This window comes from Nostoc sp. DedQUE08 (assembly GCF_034530895.1).
Taxonomy (GTDB): Bacteria; Cyanobacteriota; Cyanobacteriia; order Cyanobacteriales; family Nostocaceae; genus Nostoc.
In genome coordinates this window covers 32,802-59,538 of sequence record NZ_JAVRCD010000011.1, presented here as the reverse complement: position 1 = coordinate 59,538, position 26,737 = coordinate 32,802, and the positions used below count along the sequence as shown (strand labels likewise).

Below are 26,737 nucleotides of genomic sequence, written 5' to 3'. Positions count from 1 at the left end.
ATGCCCAGTGGACATGCTAGCCATAAAGGAACTTCTGATAAACCCAATGTTAATGCCAATGGAGTAATTGATGATGCTGCTGATAAATCATTAAACCCTGATGATCTCCTGTCGAAAGAGCAAACTAACACAGAAGTCCATAGAGTCGAAGAAAGTGTTAAGTTTCCTCCTGCTACCGAACGTCCAAGTGAAAAATCAAATACTAGTACCTGAAGTAACTATAGTACTCATATTTGATTTTTGAAATATGCGTAGTGGCATGGCAAGGCTAAAATGTTGCAAAAAAATTGTAGGTTGGGTGGAGCGGAGCGCAACCCAATCTACAAGCGCGGCAAGTTGAATTTATTGGGTTGAATAATTCTGTTAATGATTAGATTTTAGTCTTTGTGAGTTTTTTAAACCCAACATTTTAAGCATGTCACGCTACTACGTCTAACTTTGCCCCGCTACGCTAACACAATTAAAAAACTTAGAGAGATCAAGTTTTTCAGGGTTTACATCTGTTTCATAACTTTAGTGAATTGGTATTACGCTTTGCTAGCGCACCTGATATAATCAATTTCTTTTTTTTGGCGAAGGTATTGAATATACAAAAATCCCCCTTTAACCGGACGGGATAGAGGGGGAGATAGCTAAGGTCAGATGCTGTGACCAATGCCGAAGTTAGTCCGGTACTGGTGACCGGCAACGATAAAGATGACTGCGATCGCTAAATGGTGATGAGTATTGAGGATAAAACAGGTTTAATTCTTAGACTTACATCATTAGACGGTATGATGCAATTCATTTCCCTAGAAGTAATCAACTAATTAATGACTGCCATTTCCATCTAACTATTGGAGTATATTTGTATTAAATGAACTTGTAATCTTAAATACAGTGTCAAAGCTCCAAAGCTTACCAAATTTTTTATTAAAATGAGCTTAAGATTTTGTAAGTATGTGGCATAAGAATAATGATTTTTTAGCAAAATAAAACAAAAAATTAAGCTCAACTTTATCTATAGCAATCCGAATTGAAACGTGAGAAAACACTGAGATTAAAAGTGGGTGTTTTAAAGCCTTTCAGCGATTTTCTCCCTCACGAATGATTTAGGATTGCTATAGAAGTAGTTAGTAAGCTGTAATCCTAGTAGTTTGTACTTATTATGAAACCTAAGTCAGTTAAATTAATTAGGGGTTAACAATTCCGTAGTAAATGGCGACAACAAATAAGAAAGTAGCCAATATAACCAGCGTAAAACCATAGCGAACTAGTGGATTAGGTAAGTCCTGATTGGTGATTACACTATCCCTTTGTGCCTGAGTAATAGGCTCAGATTTCTCGGTTTCTTGAGGATTCATATCGCTAGCTGTGTTCTCTGGCAGAGGAATATTATTTTCTGTTATTTTGTTTTCAGTCTCTTGGGATTTCATGGGCTTTTTTTCGTGTCCTTCTAGCTTTTGTGCTTTCATAGTTTCAAATATTGGCTAACGCTTACATCGTTCTTGAGAACTACCTTGGCTTGATGTGCGGTTCGCCTAAAGGGGTTAGTCAATGTAAAGTCGATCTGTAATGACAAATACACTTTTCTAAGCAACTGGATGAAATTTAAATTTTTGAGTTTTTAGAAAATTACTAATTCGGCGAAGTGAGTATATTTACTAGTGATGCTTTACAGAGAAAAAGGCCAAGGGATTATAAGTACTAGTTGTAAATATTGAAATGCCAAACTCGATATAATACCGTACTCACGTTTTTTTCAAACCATAGACATACGCATATAAACACAGATGAATCTCATAATTGTCTGTATTCATCATGTAGTTACTAATTTTGTATGAATGAGGAAGTCTCCAAAAAGCTCGAATTAATCAGACAAACCTTGCATGAATCCGAAGTGCAAGGCCTGCGTTTGCGTGGTACAGACTGGTTTGCCTGGGTGACGGCTGGCGCTTCTAATACCGTGCTGCTGACTGCTGAAACTGGTGTAGCAGAAGTATTAGTAACTACTGAAGATGCCTGGGTATTGACGGATGAAATTGAAGCGCAGCGTCTTCAGGATGAAGAACTGCCAGCTAATTTTAGGGTATATGTGAACCCTTGGGCTGATTATGCTGCCCGTGAGTCTTTTGTTCGTGATGTAACTGGTGGTGGAAAAACAATTAGCGATCGCCCCATCTCCAATTTAGAAAAACCGTTACCCCCAACTCTGCAAAATCATAAACGGGTAATGATGTCAAGTGAATTAGAGCGATATCGTCAAGTCGGGCAAAAAGCTAGTCAGGCAATGACAGAGGTACTCAAAGCCGCCAAGCCAACTTGGACAGAATATCAGTTAGCGGGTGCAGGTGCAGAGGCTTTATGGGCGAAAGGGTTGCATCCAGCGCTGACACTGGTAGCGGGTGAAAGACGTTTACCGCTATACCGTCATGCAACAGCCACCGCAGAACAGATTGGACAGCAAGCGATGCTGGTGTTTTGCGCAAGAGGTTACGGTTTGTATGCAAATCTAACGCGATTTGTTTGTTTTGGTAAGCTTTCAGACGAACGAGCCGAATTACATTCCCATGTGCGCGAAATAGAAGCAGTAGTTTTGAATTTGTGCCAACCCGGAACCAGTCTCGATGCAGTTTATCACGCCCTAACTCAGGCTTATGAGCAGCATGGATTTCCTAATGCCATCCGCGAACACCACCAAGGAGGAACCACTGGATATCTGGCGCGAGAAATCGTCGCCAATCCAACTACTACTGATACTTTGACAGAAGGCATTGCTGTTGCTTGGAACCCTAGTTTAGCAGGGGCAAAGATTGAAGATACTTTTGTGATTCTCAAGGATGGAAAATTGGAAAATTTAACTTTCGATCCAAATTTTCCTAATGTTGAGGTAGAAGGAAGGTTACGCCCTGTACCTTTGTACAATTAAAAATTATGGACTTTCAACAAGTATTTGGTAAACCACCTGAAACTGAAGCCAGTGCGCCAGGAAGAGTAAATTTACTAGGCGAACATACCGACTATAACGATGGCTTCGTTCTGCCAACTGCGATTCCTCAATCTACGACGGTAGAGCTAGGTTTGAGTAGCGATGACCACCATCACTTTTACTCGGAAAATCTCAACGAGCAAGTGAGCATTTTAGACAATCATACCCCGTCTGGATTTGCCAGTTATATTTTTGGCTGTATTGAGGTTTTGCAAAAAGCAGGACACACAATACCATCGCTTTCTGTATACGTCAAATCATCGGTTCCGATGGGTTCGGGTTTGTCTAGTAGCGCGGCTTTGGAAGTGGCAACGCTGCGGGGATTACGCCAACTTCTGAAGCTTCCCATTGATGACGTTGAAATTGCCCAATTTGCCCAGCAAGCTGAAATTCAATATGCTGGCGTGCAATGCGGCATCATGGATCAGATGGCTTCTAGTTTGGCTGATACTGAACATATCTTGTTTTTAGATACTCGGACTTTAGAACGCCGGGTGATGCCTTTACCTGAGAATGCAGAGATTTTGGTTATTGATAGCGGCGTACCTCGCACCCTGGCAAGTAGCGGTTATAACCAGCGTCGGGCTGAGTGTGAAGAGGCGGCGCGATCGCTAGGAGTTAATGCACTACGAGATATTACTGACGTTGAGGTAACAGAAAAATTACCCGAACCTCTACGCCGTCGTGCCCGTCATGTGGTTACAGAAGATAACCGCGTCTTGGAAGTATTGCAGGGAGTAACATCTGAACGCTTTGGCGAATTGATGAACGCATCCCACGCCAGTTTGAGAGACGATTACGAAGTGTCCGTACCAGCACTAGATACTCTAGTCGAATTGTTGCAAAAAACTCCGGGAGTGTTTGGTGCAAGGCTGACAGGTGCTGGTTTTGGTGGTGCTTGTGTCGCTTTGGTTGCGGCTGGTGAAGGAAGAAATATTGCAACTCATGTTCTTGAACAATACAAGCAAGCAGGTTACACCGGACAAATTTTGGTTCCTTCTTTGGAGTTAAGTGATGCAGCCTAAAGTTGTTTATGGAAACGCAGGCGTTGAAGGTGTAAATCGTTGGGGATGGTTCATGGGTCACTTTATCACCCCTGAAGACGATCCACGTTCCACGGAAATGCTAGAAGTAAAATGGGCTGTTCACAAAGCAGGTGAAAGTAGAACTGAATGGGCGGTAAATAACCAAGCTGCAACGCTTTCAATTCTCATTCACGGAGAATTTCGCCTGCAATTTGAAGATAGAGAAATTTTATTATCTCGTGAAGGTGATTATGTTCTTTGGTGTGCGGGTGTGTCCCATTGGTGGATTGCTGAGTCCGACTGCACTATTTTGACTGTCAGATGGCCTTCAAAGCCAGGAGATAGTGTTGAATTGGCTGGAGTGTCAAAGCCTTAGTTTGCTAAGTAATTGAGCATAATTAATTTTAATTAGGTTCGATGCTCCTTCATTTGTCAGGACTACTTTGCTTGTCAATATCAGATTTAAGATACAAAGTCAGATACTTAAGTAGGTTGGCTGAAATAATTCTCGTTGCGATCGGGCAGAAGCAGAAGGAAAAAGAGTTTAAGCCTTCTTTACTTTTCTTTACATAGTTTGCTTTTATTGTGCCAACTTACTTATTTATCATTTTCAAAAATCTTTGATATCTACCCTACAAACTTAATTATCTCTATCTTTGGTATTTTTTTTAATCCGTCGAACTCACGTAGTATTAAGCTAAAGATTTTTTGGAGATAAGTTTGTTTGACGTAAAGCTGTGATGCGATGAAAGATGCATCTAATGCGAATCGATAAAATATCTAGACATATAGAAAGTTTATTGCGGATTTCAAGTTAGTGAAGTACACAAGCTAAGTTTCAAAGCCAGGTATAAAACCTGTTTTATATCATGTCCGCTAAATTACCCATAATAAAAGAACCCCACCCCGCCAAAGCTGTGCTTTGTCTCCCCTCCCCGCCTGCGGAGGGGTTGGGGGTGGGGTGATTCGGGTTTAATAAGTAATCGATTACTTCTGAATTCTGACTCCTGAATTCTGCTGTCTTGCAGCAAAGCTGGAGGCTTTCTTAATCCCTTAGATTGAGACGGAAAAATTATACAGTGTATAGATTTTAGAACTTACGCAAAATATCTCTCAAACTCTGATTTCTCCGTGCCACGCCAGTTGCTACCCTGCGGGAACGCTAAAAGCGAACAAGTCGGGGAACCGCAAGGGCGCACTGGCTTCTCTGTGCCTCTGCGGTAGCCTGCGGCAAGCCGAAGCGTCTACGTTATTCCGTAACTCGTGCGTAAGTCCTAGATTTAACTAATCAGCATTTGGTTTCATGCTAAAACGTAATTATCTACTTAAACACTTAAACTTTTTACTCGCAAATCCAGTATTAGTTATCGTACTAATGCTCACAGCATTGACGAGTGGTTGTCAAAAAAACGATCCGGCAGCAAATGCTCAAAGCCCGCCAGCATTGCCAGTAAAACTTCAGAGAATTGACGCAGGCACAATCGAAGAAAGTTCCGAGTTTGTGGGGTCGTTGGAAGCGCAACAAAAAGTTATACTACAGCCCCAAACTCAAGGACGAATCGAATCAATTCTCGTGTCGAGCGGTCAGCGAGTGCAGCAGGGTACGCCGATCGCATCTTTGAGTTTAGATCAGGCTCAGGCTAATGTCGCCAGTTTGATCGCAGCTGCTAATTCGGTGCAAGCAGCATTGGCTACTGCTCAAGCAGAGCAACAACAAGCCGAAGCCCAACGCACCAAAGCGGCTGCAAATGTTCAACTGCAACAGACACAATTTAATCGTACCCAACAGTTAGTCGGCGAAGGAGCCGTAGCTAGGCAAGAGTCAGACATTGGCCGAAATAATTTACAAACTGCTCAAGCAGACCTGCAAACATCCGAAAAGCAAGTCGCAGCAGCTAGGGCAGCCGTCCGCCAAGCACAGGCAAACATCCGCCAAGCTCAAGCAAGCACGGCTGCGGCACGAGTCAGCCTCAATTTCAAGCAAGTGGTAGCACCCATTACTGGCGTAGTTGGTGAATTTCCGGTCAAGGTTGGAGATTATGTCAACATCGGACAAACAATCACCACACTCACACAAAACGATTCACTGGATCTCAATCTTTCTATACCCTCAAATCGATCGCGCCAATTACGAACGAACTTACCCGTGCAGCTAATCGATCCTACCACCCAGCAAGTGATTGGTACAGGTGCGATTAGCTACATTTCTCCAAATGTAAGTTCAAATCAACAGTCAGTTTTGAGTAAAGCCCGCTTTCGAAATTCACAAGGGCGATTACGCGATGGACAATACGTTAGAGCTCGCGTGATTTGGAATCGACAACCAGGTATCTTGATTCCCACCGTTGCAATTTCTCGCATTGGTGGACAAAGTTTTGTGTTTGTCACCGAAAACAAAACCGTCAATGGACAACAGCAGCAAGTTGTGCATCAGCGTTTAGTGCGCCTGGGAGATATTCAAGGGCCCAATTATCAAGTTATCGATGGGCTTAAATCCGGCGAAACGATTGTAACTTCTGGCATTCTCAAACTTAGAGAAGGCGCACCAATCCAACCAGTGTCATAAATCCAGGATCGATAATTTATGATTTTTTCGATCGCGAATACCTTCATTAAACGCCCGGTATTAACTACCGTTTGCACTCTACTGATTCTGATTGTCGGTGGTGTGTGTATTCCGTTGCTGCCGCTTAATTACTTGCCAGATATTGCACCGATTCGCGTTCAAGTTTCAGCTTCCTATACTGGGGCGGATGTGGAAACTGTTGAAACTGCGGTGACAACTACGCTGGAGCGACAAATTAACGGCGTTGAGGGAATGCAGTACATGACCTCGAACAGTTCAGCAGGTAGTAGCCAAATTTCAGTATATTTTGGGTCGCAGGTAGATAAAAATATTGCTCAAGTTAACGTCCAGAACCGCCTCGCCCGTGCTACACCTCGCTTACCAACAACGGTGCAACAATTCGGTGTGACAGCACAAACATCTTCTACAAGTATTTTGTTAGTCTATGCTCTTTATCCCGAAAATAATGAGTATGACGCGCTGTTTATTAGTAACTATATCGATCTGAATTTGCGAGACCAACTGCTGAGAACGCCAGGAGTTGGGGATTTAACAATTTTTGGTGAAAAGCAATATGCAATGCGGTTGTGGCTCGATCCGAATGCGCTGGCAAGTCGAGGCTTAACTGTGACAGATGTTGCTACGGCATTGCGATCGCAAAACATTCTCGCCGGAGCCGGAACATTAGGTCAATCGCCTATCCCTCCAGGTCAAAGTTATGAAATTCCGTTGCGAGTCAATGGTCAATTTAAAAATGCGTCAGAGTTTGAAAATCTAGTTATTCAAGCCGGAAGTAATGGCAATTTAATTAAACTCCAAGATGTGGGTCGTGCAGAACTCGGCTCAGAAACTTACAGCAGCAACGCTAGAAATAATGGTAAGCCGTCGATTGGGATCGCAATTTATCAATTACCTGGTAGTAACGCCCTGGATGTGGCGAAAAACGTTCAGGCTCAGATGGATGAGTTGATGAAAGACTTTCCACCAGGCTTAAAAGCTGAGATTGTCTACGATACCGTAGGATTTGTGCAAGCGTCACTCGAAGAAGTATTGAAAACACTAGTTGAAGCGATCGCTCTTGTCGTACTGGTGATTTTTCTGTTTCTGCAAAACTGGCGAGCCACAATTATTCCCCTGGTTTCCATTCCTGTTTCACTGATTGGGGCGTTAGCATTCGCTTATATATTTAAATTTTCGTTGAATAATTTGACGTTATTCGGCTTAATTTTGGCAACAGGATTAGTTGTAGATGATGCCATTATCGTTGTTGAAGCGATCGCCCGCAAAGTTGAACAGGGAATCCGGCCACTGCAAGCATCAGTCGAGGCAATGGATGAACTTACCGGAGCGGTAGTTTCAACGTCGCTGGTATTGATGGCGGTGTTTATCCCGGTGGCATTTTTCCCAGGTTCAACAGGAAAAATGTATCAACAGTTCGCGTTGATTATTGCTTTTTCCATCGCCATATCAACGTTTAATGCCCTTTCCTTTAGCCCGAGTATAGCGGCAATTTTACTCCGCCCGCCTCGGCCTGCACGCGGCCCGCTTGGTTGGTTTTTTGGTCGTTTCAATCAAATTTTACAATGGATTATTGACAAGTATTTAGCGACGGTGAATTTTCTGATTCGCGTTCGTTATGCGGTAATCGGACTATTTGTGGTTGGTTTAGCTGCAACTTATTTTATGTTTACCCATGTTCCCACCGGATTTGTTCCGAGTGAAGACCAGGGAATTGTCTTAGGTATTATTCAAGGGCCAGATGGAGTTGCCCTCAACTATACCGACCAAGTAATTACAAAACTCGAACAAATTCTCGAAAAAGAACCAGAGGTGAGTAACGTTTTCGCCACTTCGGGATTTGGCTTTGCAGGTAGTGGCTCAAATCGCGGTGTCTTCTTTGCAAAACTCAAGCCGTGGGAGGAGCGCAGTCAACCCGATCAAAGTGCCTCTGGAATCTTAGCCCGAATCAATAAAGAATTTGCAACGATTCCAGAAGCTATTATTACCGCAGTCAGTCCCCCACCGATTCAAGGCTTTAGTACATTAGGTGGATTTGAGTTACAGCTAGAAGACCGTACCAACGGCAGATTAACAATCAATGATTTTTTTGCGAATGCTCAAGCGGTGCTAGCCCAAGCAAATCAAAAACCAGCGCTCAAAGGCGGCGTTTTTACACAGTTTACTGCTAGTACACCACAGTTTCAAATTGACTTCGATCGCACTCGTTTAGAAGCACTCAACATCGATTTTCAAGAAGCTGTGAACACACTCGGAGCTGCAATTGGCTCCCAGTATGTCAACGATTTTACTTTGGGACAGCGTAGCTACCGCGTATATGTTCAGGCAGATGCTAACTATCGGCGATCGCCAGATGATATTCAACGGCTTTATGTGCGATCGGCAAATAACCAAATGGTGCCATTGAGTGAGGTTGCAAAGATTACACCTACTACAGGGCCATCTGTAATTTCCCATTACAACGGTTTCCGAGCGATCGATTTACAAGGTAGAGAAGCGTCGGGCTACAGTAGTGGACAGGCGATTCAAGCAATGCAACAAGCGGTGACTGAAGCAGCAACGCCAGGTGTTGGCAGTGATTGGATTGGAACTGCCCGCGAAGAATTAAGTGCAGGTAACTTGGGGATTTTGATTTTTGGCTTCGGGATCATTATGGTGTTTCTGACGCTGGCTGCTCAGTATGAAAGTTATATCGATCCGGCGATTATTTTGTTAACTGTACCGTTAGCGTTGTTAGGCGCATTGAGTGCCTTATCTTTGCGCGGTTTGGTGAATGATGTCTACGCAAACGTGGCGTTAGTGATGCTGATTGGATTAGCGTCAAAGAACGCGATTTTGATTGTCGAGTTTGCCAATCAAGGTCTTGAACAAGGTATGACAATTCGACAAGCAGCCGTAACCGCAGCGCAAGAAAGATTTCGACCGATTGTAATGACTTCAAGCGCTTCCTTGCTGGGATTTTTCCCCCTGGTAATTGCCACCGGAGCCGGTTCTGCCTCGCGTTGGTCGTTAGGAACAGCCTTATTTGGCGGGCTACTCGTAGCAACGATTTTGAGTTTGCTGATTGTTCCAGTCCTGTACGTAATCATCAAGACTTTGGAAGAACGCTTCTTGAAGAAAAAACCTGCTAAACCTTCCCAACCGCCATCCCCAGATGGAAACGAAGATGGACAATCAAGAGCGATGCCAACTCCAGTCGGAGACGCTGCGCGAACGACGAACGCTCATCAACATTCATCTGTAATTATCAAGCAGAATGCTGATGATAACAAACGTAATGATTCGAGTAAGTAAAAAAGGAATAGGGTTAAGGCAAGAAACGCGATGAATCGCCGTCAAGACAAAAGATTGGTTACTGCATCGAATGGCACGCTTGTAAAGCTGAAAGCTCGTTTGGGCAGGGTGTTGGGGGTAGGGTGTTGGGTGTAGGGAAAAATCAAGAAAAGTAAATATGAGTGGGGATACAAATAAATTTCTGACTTACTACACCCACTCAGCCACACCCCACACCCAAAAGCCTTATATATAATGGGTTTGCCGTTAACAAGCGTGCCATTCACAATAGACCTCTTGCTTTCATTGCTTTTTGCAAGAGGTCTATTGTGAATGCGGCCGCGGCCTTGTTAATACATCGGCTTGTATTGTGAATGCGGCCGCGGCCTTGTTAATACATTGGCTTGTATTGTGAATGCGGTCGCGGCCTTGTTAATACATCGGCTTGTATTGTGAATGCGGCCGCGGCCTTGTTAATGCATCGGCTTGTATTGTGAATGCGGCCGCGGCCTTGTTAATACATCGGCTTGTATTAAAAACACTACGCTTTTACGCAAAGCTGTACTTAGAAAGCTATAGCAACAGCCAAAATGGTTAGAACATTAACAGATGATAAAATTTAGACACAAAAAGGCTTTTCACCCAGTCCCCAGTCCCTAGTCCCCAGTCCCTTGCTATAGTTTCATTTTTCCTCTGCTTGTATGAAACCACCCTGGACTCTCGAAGAGCGGGGAGGGGGTTGGGGGTGGGGTTCAGTACCAACTCAACCCAGAATCGGTATTATTACAAGAGGTAAAGATTAAGCTGTAACTTTGGGAACCACTGACACAATGTAGAGTATCTCCTGATAATTTAGCAAAGCTATAAGCATTGGAGCGAAGCAAATGAACGCTAAATTAATCGTTTTTTCTGCCTTTGTGACAGCATTTGTAGGTGCAGGAATTGGCTTTATTATTGCTAATTTACTTCCTTGTCCTTACACAAGTCAAATGTATAAAGATTTAGAGCAAAAATATGCGGTCGTTGGTGCAGTTGCTGGCTTGCTGATTGGTTCTAGTCAAGAAATGATTCGAGAACTCAAACAAGAGCGGGATGCAGAAGAAGAATTGCTGCGGGATTTGAACAAAGCTATTCACTCAAGTACAGATCGAGAAAATTTATGACAATTTTTTGACAAGAACTAACAGCAATAGCAAAAATTCCGATCGCGGTTCTGGAAAACTGCAAGGCAAAACCGCCATACTCACAAGTGGTAACTCTGGAATTGAGCGGGTAGTCGCACTTACCTTCGCCCGTGAAGCTGCCGATGTGCTGATGTATGCAGGTGTGTCTATTGATGGTTTGCTGAGTTCAACTGCATTGCGACTGTTAGATGCCCTTCAAAGCCAGGCGATCGCGTTGCATTGTCTGGAGTGTCAAAGAGTTTGGTTATGTTAAGTAATTCGTTATAATTAATATAAATTAATTGTTACAGAGGATTGGCATAAGCCACCAATTTTAAAAATAGTGCGCTACTATCGACAAGCAATAAAAAATCTCCTAGAGGTCTGATATTAATACGCCTCTAGTTATAAGTTGAAGAGGATAAAAAAGATGGTTCAAAGTATAGGCGGTATAGCGAAATATTCAGCTACCGACCTAGACCGATTTGCTCAAAAACTGAATCAAGACGGAATTTGTGTAATTCCCGGTGTTTTTGAGCAAAAATTAATTGACGAGTGGGCACAAGCTTTTGAAAAATTATTTCACGAGCGTCAAAATCAACCAGGTGGGTTGGCTCCTCGTGAAGTTTCCCGCTACTATCTAACCTTGCCTTGGATTTACCCATTTGCTAATGAGTTAGTTTTTGCCAATCCAGTGATTATGGGTATTTTAGATCGCGTGTTTTACCAAGAATACGTGATGGTTCAGATGGGAGTTGATGTTCCATTCCAAGGTTCAGATTATCAGGAAACCCATCGGGATTTTCGCCCATTGTTTAGCGATCGCATTGTTACCCCACTTTACGCCCTAGCAGTTAACTTTCCCCTTGTGGAAGTAACCGCAGAAAACGGCCCGTTCCAAATGGCGCGTGGAACCCATGTTATACCGCGTGAAGAAGGATTAGAAAAAGTTGCCAGTGGTGAAATTCCGATGGAATCTTTTTATATGCAGCCTGGTGACGTGATGGTGCGATCGCCTTTAGCACTACATCGGGGTTCCCCAAATCGGACAAACCATCCAAGGCCGATGGTAGTCATGGGGTATGCCATGCATTGGTTGCACACACCAAAGGTAGATTTGACTCTCCCACAAGACTATTATGATAGTCTCCCAGAAAAACTAAAGCAGATGCTACGGTGTCAGCTAGTAGAAAGCTTACCTAAGAACAAAGTCGAGACTTACGTGAATTTCAAATACTAGTAGTTTTTCAAGGCAACAATGCTTGGTAAATAAGTTTGTAGTCAGGACTTTAGTCCTTGATTTAAGCGTTAAAGCCCTCACTACAAACCCGGCAAACTTAACTTGACTAACCACTAGTGGAAGAAGGATTTTTGTCATTCCATAGATAATTAAGATGCAAACCTATACTAATCCAGTCTACAAAGGTTATTTTGCCGATCCTTTTGTTTGGCAACACGAAGGCGTATATTATGCGATCGGTACTGGTGCAGCAGAAGCAGAAGGAACGGTAGACGAAATAGCGGACGCACCAAATGTTAACTCCGATAACAAATCGCGTGTCTTTCCTCTGTTACGCTCCTTCGATTTTGTAAATTGGGATTATGTTGGTAACGCGCTACAACGGCCAGATCCCGCCCTTGGCGATAATTTTTGGGCCCCCGAAGTTGCTTATTGCGATCGCCAATTTTATCTCTACTACTCTGTAGGACATGAAGACAAGAATCATCAGTTACGTGTAGCTACAAGCGATACTCCGTTAGGGCCATATCAAGATGTTGGTGAAACACTTGTAGATCCAAAGTCCTGTCCTTTTGCGATCGATCCACACCCATTTCAGGATGACGATGGACAGTGGTATTTATTTTACGCCCGTGACTTTCTGGATACATCGAATGGAGTACGTGCTGGCACAGCATTAGTTGTAGACAAACTCCAAACCATGACTAAGCTTGCTGGTGAAGGGAAAGTGGTTTTACGTGCGCGATCCGATTGGCAACGGTTTTTAGCCAATCGTTTGATGTATGGTGAAATTTATGATTGGCATACTTTAGAAGGCCCCTGCGTTCGTAAGCATGAAGGTAAATACTATTGCTTTTATAGTGGTGGACGCTGGGAAACTGAAAACTACGGCGTAGATTATGGCGTTGCTGACAACGTGATGGGGCCTTATTCTGATGCAGGTAACGAAACTGGGCCACGGGTGCTAAAGTCTGTTCCTAATTTTGTTATCGGGCCGGGACATAATTCTATTGTTCTTGGGCCAGATGGTAAGACTGAGTATGTTGTCTACCATGCTTGGACGAAAAACATGGATATGCGGCAAATCTGTTTAGATATGCTGATCTGGAAACCAGAAGGGCCATCTTGCAATGGCCCTACTTGGACACCGCAGACTATCAGCAACTATTAAAGATTTTGCGATACATTAACACCGCTAACTTTGGCTGGTATAACAACGCTATAGTAGCCAGCTGCGATCGCTGCTAATGCATTAAGCAAAACATTAGCACCGAACAATGGCATTAAACCAAAAAATGTCTTACCCAAAGGCAACAATCCGATGATGGCCAGCAAGGCATAAGAAACTGCAAAACCACGATTGAATAGACGCGCTGTGGTAGTATTGTTGTAAGAAGTAATTCCTAACAATCCGACGGCACAGCGAACAAGATTATGCAAAAAATTGGTGGGAATTGCACCAAAGATATAACCAAAACCCGCAGAATAAGCACCAGCAGATTGATCGAGTGGAACAAAAGATTCGCTCGATCCTGGTAATGAAACCAAAGCTGGTACAAATCCAGCTAAACCTAAAAGTAAATAACTGATTCCGATAGCCAAAGCAATGTAACGCTCGATCATTTTTGCCTGGTTAATGTTTTCCATCTTGTTTCTCTTGGTAAGTGTGTAGATGTTTAGGAAATAGTAACTCCTAGCTGATAAATCATCAAAATCTAATTTCTTAATAGATATAAATAGATCGTCTCTAGCTAGTTAACTATCTCAACATAATATTTTTAATTCAACTTCGTATTTCATATATTTCACTCTATCAAAGGTAAGAAGCGCTATCTTAAAAAGGCTTATAATTTAAATTGAATTTTAGGCTTATGGGTTTGATCTTCATTAAAAAATATTTACTAACTAATTCTTTTCATTGCTGTGATATTCCGTTGCTTTAGCTACTTGTAGAAATGGCATTTTTCGTTCAGGATTTATAGTTTTATTATGAAAAGAATTATTGAAGGGCGAATAGATATCTACCTCGGATAGCCAAATCATAGTTTCATAACCAACCCGACCGATTTCTGGCTCTAAACCCATAGGCATCTCTAGTAAATAAACCCAGCTACCTGACTGAGGCTGGTAATTTTTGATGATGCCTTCTTTGCCGATAAACTCTACCTTTTGACCGCTATGAAACTTAGGTAGTGATAAAAGACTTGCATTCATTACTCGTAATTCCTTCGACTAATAGAGTAATAAATAACCTTATAGCTAATATAAAACTTGTGGTTATCCGTCACAGGTTTCAATGTATTCTCTGTCAGTCGTTTTAATAGTAAGTTTGACTTTTTATATCTAAAGTCGGAATTTTCATTAAATCTATTAAATTTTTCAAAAAAAACTTTCAAAATCAGAAACTTTACTACTTAATTTATTTCCAATGCCTACACTTATCGCACTACCTATTTTATTGGAAAAACTCTGAGATAGAAAACGCGATCGCTCCATCATTAAAAGCGATCGCGTGAGGTTTATGAATTGAATTATTATCAATCTTACACATAATCAAAAAGCTTTTATCCTACCCAAGGTTGAGATAATATCTATATCATCAGAGTGAAATTTATAATACTTATTTACCAAAACTAACAATCAAAGAAATTAGTTCTGCTACTATGATTTATAAAATAGTTGTTACAATAATATGTATTCTAAATAACAAATTAATATTTTGTTTTAGAAAAATACTGTTTTAATACTTAAAACCAGGCAATTGTTATATAAATTTAGCGTTAAATATTTACTCTAAGTTACCAAATAAGCTGAATTGATTAATTTTAATAGTATTAATAATTATTTTAATTATCTTGTGTACGAAACCGAACAGACAAAAACAACTATATTTGCATGGTTTTCAATATAAATATTTATTTGTGTTACATAAGTTAATAATCTATTTTAGATAAAATAAAAATATAGTGCTTAAGACTTAATCAAGAAAGTAATTTTATATTTATTTTGGTAGATGAAAAAATTAGACATAAAACAGTATTTTCTTAAGTAGTGAACCAGTCAAGCCAAGTATTGATTATACCGATTCGATATTGAAAAGCAGCAAAATATATTGCAAGCTTTTGCCTGAAAGTAAGCTTGATGCTGCCTTACAAAGAAAAGGTATTAGCGTTTAGCTAGTCAGAATTAATAATTTAAATAACGAGACAAACTATGGCAAGTGAAAAATCTCAAGTCAAAAACAACGGTGTCAGCAATGTTATTTCGTCGAAGCAGCGTAAAACAAAGCGATCGCAGCTAGCCCAAACGCAATCATCGAGTACATCACTGTTGGATTTAACTTCGTCTAATAAAAAAGTTCAATCAACAGAAACTTTTAAAGATACACCTGATATAGTTTGCTTATCTCATTTACGTTGGAATTTCGTCTATCAAAGGCCACAACATCTTCTTAGTCGCTGCGCTCAAGGAAAGCGAGTCTTCTTTATTGAGGAGGCAATTTTCTCTGAAGAACCGTTGGCAAGGTTAGATGTAAACCAAGATTCTAATGGAGTAGTTGTGGTTGTGCCACACCTACAACAAGGTTTAAGCGAAGAAGCAATCAACGCAGATTTACAAGTACTAATTAATAATTTATTTGCAGAGCATAATATCAACAAATACATTTGTTGGTATTACACACCAATGGCGATCGCTTTCACGCGCCACTTGCAACCCCAAGCCGTGGTGTACGATTGCATGGATGAATTGTCTGCATTCCACGGCGCGTCACCTACTTTAAAGAATTACGAAGCCGAACTATTCAAGCGTGCAGACTTAGTATTTACAGGGGGACAAAGCCTTTACGAAAGTAAAGTGAACCAGCATCCCAACGTTTATGCCTTTCCCAGTAGTGTAGATGTCCCCCACTTTGGCCAGGCGAGAAATCTTCAAGAACCAGAAGATCAAGCTCATATTCCCCATCCTCGCCTTGGATTCTTTGGCGTAATTGACGAACGGATGGATATTGAACTGCTTGCTGGTATTGCCGAAGCCCGTCCCGACTGGCATTTAGTAATTATTGGGCCAGTTGTCAAAATCGATCCCGCAGCTTTGCCACAGCATGAAAATATCCATTATCTCGGTGGCAGAGACTATAAACAGCTACCTGCTTATTTAGCAGGGTGGGATTTAGCAATGTTGCCATTTGCGCGTAATGAGTCAACACGCTTTATTAGCCCTACCAAAACTCCAGAGTATCTTGCCGCAGGTAGACCTGTAGTATCTACTTCGATTCGAGATGTGGTACGTCCTTATGGAGAGTCAAAACTGGTGCGAATTGCAGACACAATTTCTGAGTTCGTCACCGCCGCAGAACTTGCAATGCAAGAGGATACTCCAACTTCAGAATGGCTGAGTCGAGTAGATGCCTTTTTAGAAAAAATTTCTTGGGATCGCACTTGGGCATCCATGATGAAGCTAATTGACTCTGCCATTGCAGCGCGTGATGGTGAAGACAAAGCTAACTCCACAGGTGCGGCTGGTAAACAAGCACCAAATGTCATTACCAGAGATTTTGTCTTCGATTACTTAGTCGTCGGCGCTGGTTTTTCTGGTAGCGTCATTGCAGAACGTTTGGCAACTCAAGGTAAAAAAGTGCTGGTTGTAGACAAGCGCAACCACATAGGCGGCAATGCCTACGATCATTACAACGATGATGGCATTCTTGTACACAAATATGGCCCCCATATCTTTCACACCAACTCCCGCGAAGTCTTTGAATACCTCTCGCGCTTTACTCAGTGGCGGTCTTACGAACATCGTGTCCTTGCCAGTGTAGACGGGCAACTTGTCCCGATTCCGATCAACCTCGACACCATCAACAAGCTGTATGGGATGAATCTCAATTCATTTGAGGTGGAAGAGTTTTACAAATCGCTTGCTGAACCCGTAGAATCCATCCGCACTAGTGAAGATGTGGTGGTCAGCAAAGTTGGTCGAGTACTGTATGAAAAGTTTTTCCGTAATTATACCCGTAAGCAATGGGGACTCGACCCATCAGAACTTGACAAATCAGTAATTGCCAGAATTCCCACCCGTACCAATCGTGACGATCGCTATTTTACCGATAGCTACCAAGCGATGCCGCTACACGGCTTTACCCGGATGTTTGACAATATGCTAAATCATCCGAACATCAAGGTAATGCTTAACACTGATTATCAGGAAATTCAAAAAGCTATACCTTGCCGCGAGATGGTATATTCCGGGCCAGTTGACGAATTCTTTGATTATCGCTACGGCAAACTACCATATCGTTCGCTTGATTTCAAGCATGAGACGCATAACACGAGTGTGTTTCAATCAGCGCCAGTCATCAACTATCCCAATGAACAGCTTTATACTCGTGTGACAGAGTTTAAATACTTAACTGGTCAGGAACACTCTAAAACAAGTATTGTTTATGAGTTTCCCAAAGCTGAAGGAGACCCTTATTATCCTGTACCGCGTTCTGAGAATCAGGAAATTTACAAGAAATACAAGGTGCTGGCAGATGAAACTCCAGGGATCTATTTTGTCGGACGATTAGCGACCTACAAGTACTACAACATGGATCAATGTGTTGCTCAGGCTCTAGCTGTGTACAAACAAATTGCGGTTAAGGCTTAAATAATTCGTAATTCACGCCGTCCGCGTACAACTTTCTTTCAAACCTAACCCCCAGCCCCTTCCCTTGTAGGGAAGGGGAGCAAGAATCAAAGCCTCTCTCCCCGTAGAGGACTACAGTGTACAGACAAGTCGAATTACCCCCCTTAATCCCCCCGATATATTGGGCTACCGTGTATACACAAGTCAAATTACCCCCCTTAATCCTCCCTCTTATAAAGGGGGGAAAAAAGAAAAATCCGGTTCCCTCCCCTTTGCAAGGGGAGGGTTAGGGTGGGGTAAAACCTTGATTTTTCGTTTTCAGTTCTCAATTAACTTAAGCTTTGTAGCACAAATATTATTAGTGGGATAGGTTCTTGGGTTTTTCAGCTATTTCAGACTTGTGTGTTGATCGTAGCTCCCTGTGGAGGAGAGGTATGGAAGCGGGATTCTAAGAAGAAGTTGCACCTCGCGTTAATTCGTAATTAGGACTGCACTGTATTTAATAAGGTGCGTTACCCTAACGCACTAAAAATCTAGGATGGTGCGGTGCGTTAGCCTCTGGCATAACACACCTTACACAACTGAAAAAGAACGCATCAAATAAAATATCAGCTTGAGTTGTAAATTATGACTTCTGCTTTCAACTCGACACTCAACACTAACAAAGCACAACTTCCTCTAGAAGTGTGGGCTGGTGTAGAGTGTACGGTTAATCGTGTGGGTGAAGAGTATTTCGATCAATTAGAACGCAATGGTCATGCAACCCGCTTAGATGACCTAGATTTATTCGCTGAACTTGGCATACACGCCATCCGCTATCCAGTACTTTGGGAAAGGATAGCGCCCAATGGTTTGAAAAATGCTGATTGGTCGTGGGCGGATGAACGGCTGGGACGCTTGCGCGAACTCGGCATCCGTCCGATTGTGGGGCTAGTGCATCATGGTAGTGGGCCGCGTGATACCAGCTTAGTAGATCCAGAATTTCCTGAGAAACTAGCAGTGTTTGCTCGTGCGGTTGCAGAACGCTATCCTTGGGTAACACATTACACACCCATCAACGAGCCATTGACAACAGCACGATTTAGTGGGATGTATGGTCACTGGTATCCTCACGGACGGGACGATTTAACCTTCGCTCGTGCTTTGTTAGGAGAGTGCAAAGCGATCGCTCTTTCAATGCAGGCAATCAGAGAAGTCAATCCCAACGCCCAACTCCTACAAACTGAGGATTTGGGTAAAACTCATAGTACGCCAAAGCTGGCTTATCAAGCAGAATTTGAGAATGAACGTCGCTGGTTGAGTTTGGATTTATTATGCGGCCGAATCAACCCAACTCATCCCATGTGGGATTACTTGCGCGACTGTGGTATCAGCGAGACTGAACTTGAAGAATTTTTACAATATACCTGTCCACCTGACATTATCGGCATTAACCATTACCTGACAAGCGAACGCTTTTTAGATGAAAACCTAGAAAACTATCCAGCTTGGACGCATGGTGGTAATGGTCGGGACAAGTATGTAGATGTAGAGGCAGTGCGAGTTTGTGCTGAGGGTTTGGCAGGCCCCCGGACATTGCTCAAAGAGACATGGGAACGCTACAAACTACCTTTTGCTGTCACTGAAGTTCACTTGAGTTGTACCCGTGAGGAACAGCTACGTTGGCTCAATGAAGTGTGGAATGCAGCCCAAGAATTACGAGACCAAGGCGCAGATGTTCGGGCTGTGACTGCTTGGGCACTTTTGGGCAGCTACGATTGGAATAGTTTAGTGACTCGCTCGGCAGGATACTACGAGTCAGGCGTATTTGATTTGCGCTCTCCACAGCCTAGACAGACTGCGATCGCTAAAATGGTGCGAGATTTAGCCACTGGGCATAAACCCAACCATCCACTACTTGATACACCAGGATGGTGGCATCGACAAGAGCGTTTGGTCTATCCAGCAGTCAGTTGTCGTAGCAATAATTACAAAATATCGGAAACTGATGAGTCAAGCAATAATCTAAAATCCAAAACTTGTACTGAGCGAAGTCGAAGTATCCAAAATCCAAAATTGGTACGTCCCTTGGCGATCGTCGGAGCCACAGGAACTCTAGGCAAGGCTTTTGCTCGGTTGTGTGAAGTCCGAGGAATTTCATATTGTCTGCTAAGACGCCAAGATATGGATATTGCCAATCCTGCTTCCGTCAATAAAGTACTTACCGAATTGCAACCGTGGGCAGTTGTGAACGCTGCGGGATACGTGCGAGTAGACGATGCCGAACGCGAACCCGATGTTTGTTTAAAGGTAAACGCTGAAGGGGCAGCGATTTTAGCTGCTGCTTGCGCTCAACATAATGTGGCGCTGGTAACTTTCTCTTCAGATTTGGTATTCGATGGTGCTGAGTCTAATCCTTATGTCGAAACTGATACCGTTGCGCCCCTCAATATATATGGGTGCAGCAAAGTTTTGGCAGAAAAGCTAGTATTACAGGCTCATCCGGCATCACTAATAATTCGCACCAGTGCATTTTTCGGCCCGTGGGATGATTACAACTTTGTGACGATCGCCCTGCGGCAATTAGCTGCTGGAAATACTTTTGTTGCTGCCGAAGATGCGATCGTTTCGCCTACTTATGTACCCGATCTTGTTCATGCCAGTCTTGATTTATTGATTGATGGCGAGAAAGGTTTGTGGCACTTGGCTAACAAAAGTGCTGTAGCTTGGGCTGACTTAGCCCGATTAGCAGCGAAAAAAGCAGGTGTGAGTGTCAGCAGTCTAATTGCTCGTCCGACGCAAGAGCTTGGTTTAATTGCTCCCCGCCCAGCTTACAGCGTTCTCGGTAGCAATCGAGGTGAATTAATGCCAAACCTTGACAGTGCAATTTCTCGCTACTTGGAAGAAAGAAATTAGTTGGCTGGCAATCTAATTTTAACGTGAGTTCGACGAGTGCTATTTTGACCTCTCCCCCAGCCCCTCTCCTGGTAGGAGAGGGGAGCAAAAACCCTCCTTACTCCGTTACTCCTCCCTCTCCTTACCCAGACGCAACGCGTTCGCCTTTTAAGAAAGGGAGGCTGGGAGTGAGAGGTCTGTTGAACTCACGTTAATTTTAAGGGGAGCAGGGGAAAAAGTCCTCTCCTCTGCACCCTTCCCCCTGCGCCTCTGCCTCTTCTCAATGCCCCATTCCCCATACTTCGACTGCGCTCAGTACAAGTTCCCAATTCTCGATTGGAAAATTATGGCAACTATTTTAGTCACGGGAGGAGCCGGATATATTGGCTCCCATGCTGTATTAGCTCTGAAAAACGCAGGTTATAAAGTAATCGTTTTAGATAATCTATCGAACGGACATAGAGAACTTGTAGAAGAAGTTTTGCAGGTAAATTTGATTATTGGAGATATGAGCGATCGCACTCTTCTTGATGACATATTTTCAACTCACAAAATAGCTGCGGTTATGCATTTTGCTGCTTATATCGCAGTCGGTGAATCTGTCACAAATCCAGCCAAATATTACCATAATAATGTTGCAGGTACTCTGACGCTTTTAGAAGCAATGATTGCTGCATCAGTTAATAAATTTATCTTTTCTTCTACTTGCGCTCTTTATGGTGTACCAAAGTTTGTTCCGCTTACCGAAGACCATCCGCAAGATCCCATTAGTCCCTATGCTACTAGCAAGTGGATGGTAGAAAGAATTTTATCTGATTTTGATACAGCCTACAATTTAAAGTCTGTACGTTTCCGTTACTTTAACGCCGCAGGTGCTGACCCTAATGGGTTGTTGGGTGAAGACCACGAACCTGAAACTCATCTCATCCCATTAGTACTGCTAACTGCTTTTGGTAAGCGCGAATCGATTTTGATTTTCGGCACTGATTATCCTACCCCAGATGGTACTTGTATCCGCGATTATATTCATGTGACTGACTTGGCACAAGCTCATATTTTAGGTTTGGAATATCTGCTCAAAGGGGGAGAGAGCGAAGTATTTAATCTAGGAAATGGCAGTGGTTTTTCAGTCAGAGAAGTGATAGAAACTGCTAAAGAGATAACAGGCAAAGAAATTAAAATAGAAGAACGCGATCGCAGACCAGGCGATCCTCCTATTTTAGTTGGCAGCAGTGACAAAGCAACTAAAGTTTTAGGTTGGCATCCAGAGTATCCTAATTTGAACGAAATTATCGCCCATGCTTGGCAATGGCATCAACAACGACATAAGTAAAGACTATAGCAATCCGATTTGATTCGGAGAATTACTCGTAGAGATTAGGGACTAGGGACTGGGGACTGGGGACTGGGAAGAAGGAATAAAGGTGTACTGAGTTTTTTTCACGCAATCAAATATGAGTCCTATAATTTAAAACATCCTGTAAGGATTAGAAATTCATTCTTTCGGTACTCGTAAGCTAATGAAAGAACTTGTTTAAATTAAAGAATGGCTTAAAACAAGTATCAGTCAGTATTAGTTAATGAGCGTAATCGAGTTTCAAAATTTACCTAATGCACAGCAGTGCCAAAAAAGTACACTGCCCTCTTTAGGGCTAGTTTGCATCACCTCAGACAAACAAGTGCGCTTTCGGACAATGACACGCACCCGATACTTAAAACTTTCCCTTAGCGATCGCGAAAGTGCCCTGAGTGAACTGTATCGCCATAATTTACAACGCTTACATGATGCCCTCTCCTTTTGTCAGCAAAATAAAATTCAGCTTTATCGGATGTCTTCTAATTTATTTCCCCTAAGTGACTTAGAAGACGAAATCGGCGCAAATATATTAGAAGCAATGAGCGCTGATTTAGCAGCAATTGGTCAACGAGCAAATGCATTGAACATCAGAATGGTGTTGCATCCAGATCAATTTGTAGTGCTAAGTTCTGATTCCCCTGAAGTAGTACAGGCAAGTATTAATAATCTAGCAGGACATGCACGTATACTTGACTTACTGGGATTACCGCGATCGTCTTGGTCATTGATGAATATTCATGGTGGCAAATCTCAACGGACTGAACAACTAGTAAAAGTAATTTCCGAACTACCAGAAAATATCAAAAGCCGCTTGACTTTAGAAAACGATGAATACGCCTATAGTGCCGATGAAATTTTAGCAGTATGTCAGCAAGCTAGTGTGCCGATGGTATTTGATGCCCATCACCATATTTGCCACGAAAATTTGGATAGCTACGATCATCCGAGTGTAGCATCCATGTTTTACGCAGCGCGAGAAACTTGGAAAAATCCAGATTGGCAATTAGTGCATATTTCCAATGGTGAGCAAGCTTTCAATGACCGAAAACACAGCGATTTGATTACCGATATGCCTAACGTTTACTACCAAGCACCGTGGATCGAAGTCGAAGCCAAACAAAAAGAAGAAGCGATCGCACTTTTGCGTTCTGGGTGGCTAATGAACAATAATTGTACATAAATTAGAGACATCTAGTCTATGTTGTCTGCACCTCTGGTGTTGTGTCTGGGTTAACCACAGTGAAACTTAGAGGATGTTTGAAAAGTTTTATTCTCGGTAACAAAACGTTCTAGATTCCCCTAAATCCCCCAATAAATTGGGGGAGTTTGATTCCGGTTCCCCCTTAAAAAGCTACAGTATACACACAAGTCTTTTAAAGTTGCTATGTAACGTAGGGTGGGTTAATTTTTGTAGGTCGATGCAACAAAAATGCAGGACGATGCAACAAAAATGTAGGACGATGCAACAAAGATGCAGGACGATGCAACAAAGGTGCAGGACGATGCAACAAAGGTGCAGGACGATGCAACAAAGGTGCAGGTCAATGCAACAAAGGTGCAAGACGATGCAACAAAGGTGCAGATCAAGAGACTTGTGTGTACACCGTAGCCTTAAAAAGAGGGGCTAGGGGGATCAGTTAGTGCCTAAATATCACATAACCACTTTTCAAACAATCTCTTACACGTTTACAGCCTCATTTATGGTTAATACCTCACTTAATTGGTCTATAAACCATTTTATAGAAGCTTGATTTTGATGTGATTATCTATAGCTAAATTGCTTATTTCTATTGGTAGATTAAATCAAAATTTAAAAAGACCAAAATGAAAATATACAGAGATAAAAATAACCTGTAAATTATTAGTTTTATGCAAAAAATTTATGGCAATGTTCAGGGAATAAAAGCTAGTCAGATTAAACGACTGCAAGAGCTTTATGAGCAAAATCAACCAGCAGATAGATTTCTTACGCCAGAATTTGCTCAAGCCTTAGCTACAATTAGTCAACAAATTCATCACCCGATTTGTTGTTATATCAATCGGCGTGGGCAAATTATCCGAATTGCTGTCGGAACACCCAGTCAAACTCAAATTCCACCTGAAGAATTACCCCGCCGCAGTGCAGAACGTTTGAGCGGAATCCGTTGTGTTGCTACTCAACTTAAATCAAATTCACTTGATGAAGCCGCGTTGGTTGCAATGATACGTCAGCGCTTAGATGCTCTTGTCATGTTAACCGCAATTGATGGTGAAGTAAAAGAAGCTTTTTTAGCTTACCTTTTCCCTGACTCAGAAAGTCCTTGGGTAATTTCACCTCCTTTAAGTTTGGACGATATAACCGAACAGGAATTTGATGAACTAGTTGAAGAATGGGAAAGAGAAATTGTTGACGCAGGGGATGGAATATTCTTATCTCAAGAAATTGTCTCCGACCAAGATAGAGTGCTGCTGGTAGGAGTGCAGACAGAAGATGTCTCAGTTCAACGATTTGAAGATGGACTTGCAGAACTAATGCGTTTGGTTGAAAGTGCTGGAGGAATTGTACTTGATACAATGCGGCAAAAGCGCGAGCGCGCCCATCCCCAAACAGTGGTCGGTAAGGGAAAAATTGAAGAAATCACCCTTTTAGCTCACAAACTAAGAGCTAATCTAATCGTTTTTGACCGAGATATTTCTGCATCTCAAGCCCGTAATTTAGAACAAGAGATTGGCATCCGAGTTGTAGACCGCACAGAAGTAATTCTGGATATTTTCGCTCAACGCGCTCGTACTCAAGAAGGTAAATTACAAGTAGAACTGGCGCAACTCGAATATATGTTACCTCGGTTGCGCGGTCGCGGTCAGGAAATGTCTCGATTAGGTGCGGGGATTGGTACGCGAGGCCCTGGTGAAACAAAACTAGAGACGGAACGGCGAACAATTCAACGACGAATTGCTCAACTACAGGAAGAAGTAAATCAATTACAAGCACATCGCGCCCGAATTAGACAACAACGACAACAGCAAGAAATTCCGGTTCTGGCATTAGTTGGCTATACCAATGCTGGTAAATCTACTTTGCTGAATGTGTTAACCAATGCGGAGGTTTTCACCGCAGATCAACTATTTGCTACCCTCGACCCAACAACCCGCAAGGTGGTAATTACAGAACCAGAAACACACGAACGCAGATCGATTTTGCTCACGGATACTGTAGGGTTTATTCACGAACTTCCACCACCACTGATGGATGCGTTTCGCGCCACATTGGAGGAAGTAGTTGAGGCTGATGCGATGATTCATGTCGTGGATTTGTCCCATCCAGCTTGGGAAAGTCATATTGCAAGTGTGCTGGAAATACTCGAAGAAATGCCTGAGATTCCAGAAAAAAGTTTGATTGCTTTTAACAAAGTTGACCAAGTAGATAGCGAAACCTTGGCTAGAGTTCAACAAGAGTATCCCGAAGCTGTGTTTATATCAGCAACCCAGCGCTTGGGTTTAGAGACTTTCAAAATGCGATCGCTGCAACTAATTGACGAAAGAGTTGAAGCAGTTGCAGTCCCACAAAATTCATACTAAACAAGAAGGAATTATATGACACCGACTATCATTGTTCACGGTGGAGCAAAAACCATCACGGACGACAAGGTTGCAGCCAACAATGCAGGCTGTACAGCAGCAGTAGAGGCTGGTTGGGCAGTGCTAATCAGTGGAGGTACGGCCGCAGAAGCTGTAGAAGCAGCGATTCGAGTTCTGGAATCCGATCGGACATTTAACGCTAGCCTCGGTGCAACTCTCAATAGTGATGGAGAAGTGGAATTAGACGCGGCGATTATGGAAGGCTCATTAAGTTGGGGAGCAGTTGCAGCAGCTCAGGGCATCCGTCATCCAATTTCGGTTGCACGGAACATTATGGATGATAAACCCAGACTACTAGTAGCGCGGGGTGCAGAACGCTTCGCCATAGATTCCGGGGCTGAAATGTGCAAAAAAGAAGACTTAATAGCTGAGGAACAGTTGGAGCAGTGGAAGGAAGATCGAGAAGTAATCGATCGCCCCAACACCGTAGGTTGTGTAGCTTTGGATGCTAGCGGCATCCTAGCTGCTGGCACTTCAACTGGCGGCACTACCAAGCAGCAACAAGGTCGCGTCGGTGATACTGCACTTGTTGGTTGTGGCTTGTATGCTGATAATAAAATCGGCGGTTGCTCAACAACAGGTGATGGCGAGTCGATTATCCCGGTGGTTTTGGCTAAAACTGCGATCGATTTTTTGAGTGGCGATCGCCATCCAGATGAAGCTGCACAAATGGCAATTGACGCTTTGGTTTCTAAGGTTAAAGGTGAAGCGGGGTGCATCCTCATAGACCGTCAAGGACGCGTTGGCTGGGCGTATAACTCATCACACATGGCTTGTGCTTATATGACTGTAGGACAAGATAAGGTGGCTGCCTTTACTAAGAAATAACTCATACCAATTCGGAATGGGCTACGCTCAGGTAATGCGTAATTAATGAAGCCAAATTACATCTGAGTTTTCAAGTTTAAATATACAGCTTTATTTTTTAAAGTTGGTATTATTTGGAAATGCAGGAGAATCGTTTTCTATAAACAACCGCATCCCCTTTGGGGATGCGGTTTCTCGGA

Annotated in this window: 20 protein-coding genes and 1 pseudogene; 16 read left to right on the top strand and 5 right to left on the bottom strand. The window is 42.7% G+C overall.

Features of this window, described 5'->3' with window-relative positions; all coding sequences use genetic code 11:
- A complete protein-coding gene (locus tag RMY64_RS09945) occupies window positions 1-213 on the top strand; it encodes a hypothetical protein (protein ID WP_322699926.1) in 213 nt (70 codons plus the stop codon).
- 428 nt (window positions 214-641) lie between these two features.
- Here RMY64_RS09945 and RMY64_RS36785 read toward each other — a convergent pair.
- Both RMY64_RS36785 and RMY64_RS09940 read right to left on the bottom strand, forming a co-directional pair.
- A pseudogene (locus RMY64_RS36785) lies at window positions 642-722 on the bottom strand (hypothetical protein); the annotation flags it as partial.
- Window positions 723-1,172: 450 nt separating this feature from the next.
- The gene (locus tag RMY64_RS09940) at window positions 1,173-1,415 is read right to left on the bottom strand and encodes a hypothetical protein (RefSeq protein ID WP_322686036.1); all 243 of its coding nucleotides are present in this window, start codon (window positions 1,413-1,415) and stop codon (window positions 1,173-1,175) included.
- 404 nt (window positions 1,416-1,819) lie between these two features.
- On the opposite strand from RMY64_RS09940, the gene RMY64_RS09935 reads away from it, so the two are divergent.
- The 9 genes from RMY64_RS09935 to RMY64_RS09895 all read left to right on the top strand — a co-directional run bounded on the left by RMY64_RS09935 (window position 1,820) and on the right by RMY64_RS09895 (window position 13,424).
- Window positions 1,820-2,908, top strand: a complete 1,089-nt coding sequence (locus tag RMY64_RS09935) for a M24 family metallopeptidase (protein ID WP_322699925.1) — start codon at window positions 1,820-1,822, stop codon at window positions 2,906-2,908.
- Between the two features lie 5 nt (window positions 2,909-2,913).
- Window positions 2,914-3,993 carry a galactokinase gene (galK, locus tag RMY64_RS09930; RefSeq protein ID WP_322699924.1) on the top strand — a complete coding sequence of 360 codons (1,080 nt, stop codon included), beginning with the start codon at window positions 2,914-2,916 and terminating at the stop codon, window positions 3,991-3,993.
- On the top strand, window positions 3,983-4,369 hold the full coding sequence (locus RMY64_RS09925; protein ID WP_322691445.1) for a signal peptidase I: 387 nt from the start codon (window positions 3,983-3,985) through the stop codon (window positions 4,367-4,369). Before galK ends, RMY64_RS09925 begins: the two co-directional genes overlap by 11 nt.
- Before the next feature lie 927 nt (window positions 4,370-5,296).
- Entirely contained in the window at window positions 5,297-6,559 is a 1,263-nt protein-coding gene (locus RMY64_RS09920) for an efflux RND transporter periplasmic adaptor subunit (protein WP_322699923.1), read from the top strand.
- Between the two features lie 18 nt (window positions 6,560-6,577).
- Window positions 6,578-9,871, top strand: a complete 3,294-nt coding sequence (locus RMY64_RS09915; RefSeq protein ID WP_322699922.1) for an efflux RND transporter permease subunit — start codon at window positions 6,578-6,580, stop codon at window positions 9,869-9,871.
- A gap of 863 nt (window positions 9,872-10,734) precedes the next feature.
- The gene (locus tag RMY64_RS09910; RefSeq protein WP_322699921.1) at window positions 10,735-11,013 is read left to right on the top strand and encodes a hypothetical protein; all 279 of its coding nucleotides are present in this window, start codon (window positions 10,735-10,737) and stop codon (window positions 11,011-11,013) included.
- A gap of 7 nt (window positions 11,014-11,020) precedes the next feature.
- On the top strand, window positions 11,021-11,287 hold the full coding sequence (locus tag RMY64_RS09905; protein WP_322699920.1) for a hypothetical protein: 267 nt from the start codon (window positions 11,021-11,023) through the stop codon (window positions 11,285-11,287).
- Window positions 11,288-11,443: 156 nt separating this feature from the next.
- Entirely contained in the window at window positions 11,444-12,253 is an 810-nt protein-coding gene (locus RMY64_RS09900; RefSeq protein ID WP_322660974.1) for a phytanoyl-CoA dioxygenase family protein, read from the top strand.
- 154 nt (window positions 12,254-12,407) lie between these two features.
- Complete coding sequence (locus RMY64_RS09895) at window positions 12,408-13,424, top strand: glycoside hydrolase family 43 protein (protein WP_322699919.1); 1,017 nt, start codon at window positions 12,408-12,410, stop codon at window positions 13,422-13,424.
- On the opposite strand, the gene RMY64_RS09890 is transcribed toward RMY64_RS09895, so the two are convergent.
- Window positions 13,421-13,900, bottom strand: a complete 480-nt coding sequence (locus tag RMY64_RS09890) for a DUF4383 domain-containing protein (RefSeq protein ID WP_322686045.1) — start codon at window positions 13,898-13,900, stop codon at window positions 13,421-13,423. The genes RMY64_RS09895 and RMY64_RS09890 overlap by 4 nt on opposite strands.
- 258 nt (window positions 13,901-14,158) lie before the next feature.
- Window positions 14,159-14,467, bottom strand: a complete 309-nt coding sequence (locus RMY64_RS09885) for a hypothetical protein (RefSeq protein WP_322699918.1) — start codon at window positions 14,465-14,467, stop codon at window positions 14,159-14,161.
- Window positions 14,468-15,466: 999 nt separating this feature from the next.
- On the opposite strand from RMY64_RS09885, the gene glf reads away from it, so the two are divergent.
- The 4 genes from glf (at window position 15,467) to uvsE (ending at window position 23,292) form a co-directional block, all read left to right on the top strand.
- Window positions 15,467-17,902 carry a UDP-galactopyranose mutase gene (gene glf, locus RMY64_RS09880; RefSeq protein ID WP_322699917.1) on the top strand — a complete coding sequence of 812 codons (2,436 nt, stop codon included), beginning with the start codon at window positions 15,467-15,469 and terminating at the stop codon, window positions 17,900-17,902.
- 606 nt (window positions 17,903-18,508) lie between these two features.
- Window positions 18,509-20,776, top strand: a complete 2,268-nt coding sequence (locus tag RMY64_RS09875; RefSeq protein ID WP_322699916.1) for a family 1 glycosylhydrolase — start codon at window positions 18,509-18,511, stop codon at window positions 20,774-20,776.
- Between the two features lie 325 nt (window positions 20,777-21,101).
- Window positions 21,102-22,088 carry a UDP-glucose 4-epimerase GalE gene (gene galE, locus RMY64_RS09870; protein ID WP_322699915.1) on the top strand — a complete coding sequence of 329 codons (987 nt, stop codon included), beginning with the start codon at window positions 21,102-21,104 and terminating at the stop codon, window positions 22,086-22,088.
- A gap of 247 nt (window positions 22,089-22,335) precedes the next feature.
- The gene (uvsE, locus tag RMY64_RS09865; RefSeq protein ID WP_322699914.1) at window positions 22,336-23,292 is read left to right on the top strand and encodes a UV DNA damage repair endonuclease UvsE; all 957 of its coding nucleotides are present in this window, start codon (window positions 22,336-22,338) and stop codon (window positions 23,290-23,292) included.
- A gap of 202 nt (window positions 23,293-23,494) precedes the next feature.
- On the opposite strand, the gene RMY64_RS09860 is transcribed toward uvsE, so the two are convergent.
- Entirely contained in the window at window positions 23,495-23,644 is a 150-nt protein-coding gene (locus RMY64_RS09860) for a hypothetical protein (RefSeq protein ID WP_322673020.1), read from the bottom strand.
- 337 nt (window positions 23,645-23,981) lie between these two features.
- Here RMY64_RS09860 and hflX point away from each other — a divergent pair, with 337 nt between their 5' ends.
- Window positions 23,982-25,670: a GTPase HflX gene (gene hflX, locus RMY64_RS09855; protein ID WP_322699913.1), complete on the top strand. Its 1,689-nt coding sequence runs from the start codon at window positions 23,982-23,984 to the stop codon at window positions 25,668-25,670.
- 15 nt (window positions 25,671-25,685) lie between these two features.
- Window positions 25,686-26,558, top strand: a complete 873-nt coding sequence (locus RMY64_RS09850) for an isoaspartyl peptidase/L-asparaginase family protein (protein ID WP_322699912.1) — start codon at window positions 25,686-25,688, stop codon at window positions 26,556-26,558.
- The last annotated feature ends 179 nt before the right edge of the window (window positions 26,559-26,737 follow it).

Bases quoted from the DNA above. Each gene is read 5' to 3' on its own strand.
- RMY64_RS09945 (WP_322699926.1), top strand. From the start codon at position 1: ATGCCCAGTGGACATGCTAGCCATAAAGGAACTTCTGATAAACCCAAT.
- RMY64_RS09940 (WP_322686036.1), bottom strand. From the start codon at position 1,415: ATGAAATCCCAAGAGACTGAAAACAAAATAACAGAAAATAATATTCCT.
- RMY64_RS09935 (WP_322699925.1), top strand. From the start codon at position 1,820: ATGAATGAGGAAGTCTCCAAAAAGCTCGAATTAATCAGACAAACCTTG.
- galK (WP_322699924.1), top strand. From the start codon at position 2,914: ATGGACTTTCAACAAGTATTTGGTAAACCACCTGAAACTGAAGCCAGT.
- RMY64_RS09925 (WP_322691445.1), top strand. From the start codon at position 3,983: ATGCAGCCTAAAGTTGTTTATGGAAACGCAGGCGTTGAAGGTGTAAAT.
- RMY64_RS09920 (WP_322699923.1), top strand. From the start codon at position 5,297: ATGCTAAAACGTAATTATCTACTTAAACACTTAAACTTTTTACTCGCA.
- RMY64_RS09915 (WP_322699922.1), top strand. From the start codon at position 6,578: ATGATTTTTTCGATCGCGAATACCTTCATTAAACGCCCGGTATTAACT.
- RMY64_RS09910 (WP_322699921.1), top strand. From the start codon at position 10,735: ATGAACGCTAAATTAATCGTTTTTTCTGCCTTTGTGACAGCATTTGTA.
- RMY64_RS09900 (WP_322660974.1), top strand. From the start codon at position 11,444: ATGGTTCAAAGTATAGGCGGTATAGCGAAATATTCAGCTACCGACCTA.
- RMY64_RS09895 (WP_322699919.1), top strand. From the start codon at position 12,408: ATGCAAACCTATACTAATCCAGTCTACAAAGGTTATTTTGCCGATCCT.
- RMY64_RS09890 (WP_322686045.1), bottom strand. From the start codon at position 13,900: ATGGAAAACATTAACCAGGCAAAAATGATCGAGCGTTACATTGCTTTG.
- RMY64_RS09885 (WP_322699918.1), bottom strand. From the start codon at position 14,467: ATGAATGCAAGTCTTTTATCACTACCTAAGTTTCATAGCGGTCAAAAG.
- glf (WP_322699917.1), top strand. From the start codon at position 15,467: ATGGCAAGTGAAAAATCTCAAGTCAAAAACAACGGTGTCAGCAATGTT.
- RMY64_RS09875 (WP_322699916.1), top strand. From the start codon at position 18,509: ATGACTTCTGCTTTCAACTCGACACTCAACACTAACAAAGCACAACTT.
- galE (WP_322699915.1), top strand. From the start codon at position 21,102: ATGGCAACTATTTTAGTCACGGGAGGAGCCGGATATATTGGCTCCCAT.
- uvsE (WP_322699914.1), top strand. From the start codon at position 22,336: ATGAGCGTAATCGAGTTTCAAAATTTACCTAATGCACAGCAGTGCCAA.
- hflX (WP_322699913.1), top strand. From the start codon at position 23,982: ATGCAAAAAATTTATGGCAATGTTCAGGGAATAAAAGCTAGTCAGATT.
- RMY64_RS09850 (WP_322699912.1), top strand. From the start codon at position 25,686: ATGACACCGACTATCATTGTTCACGGTGGAGCAAAAACCATCACGGAC.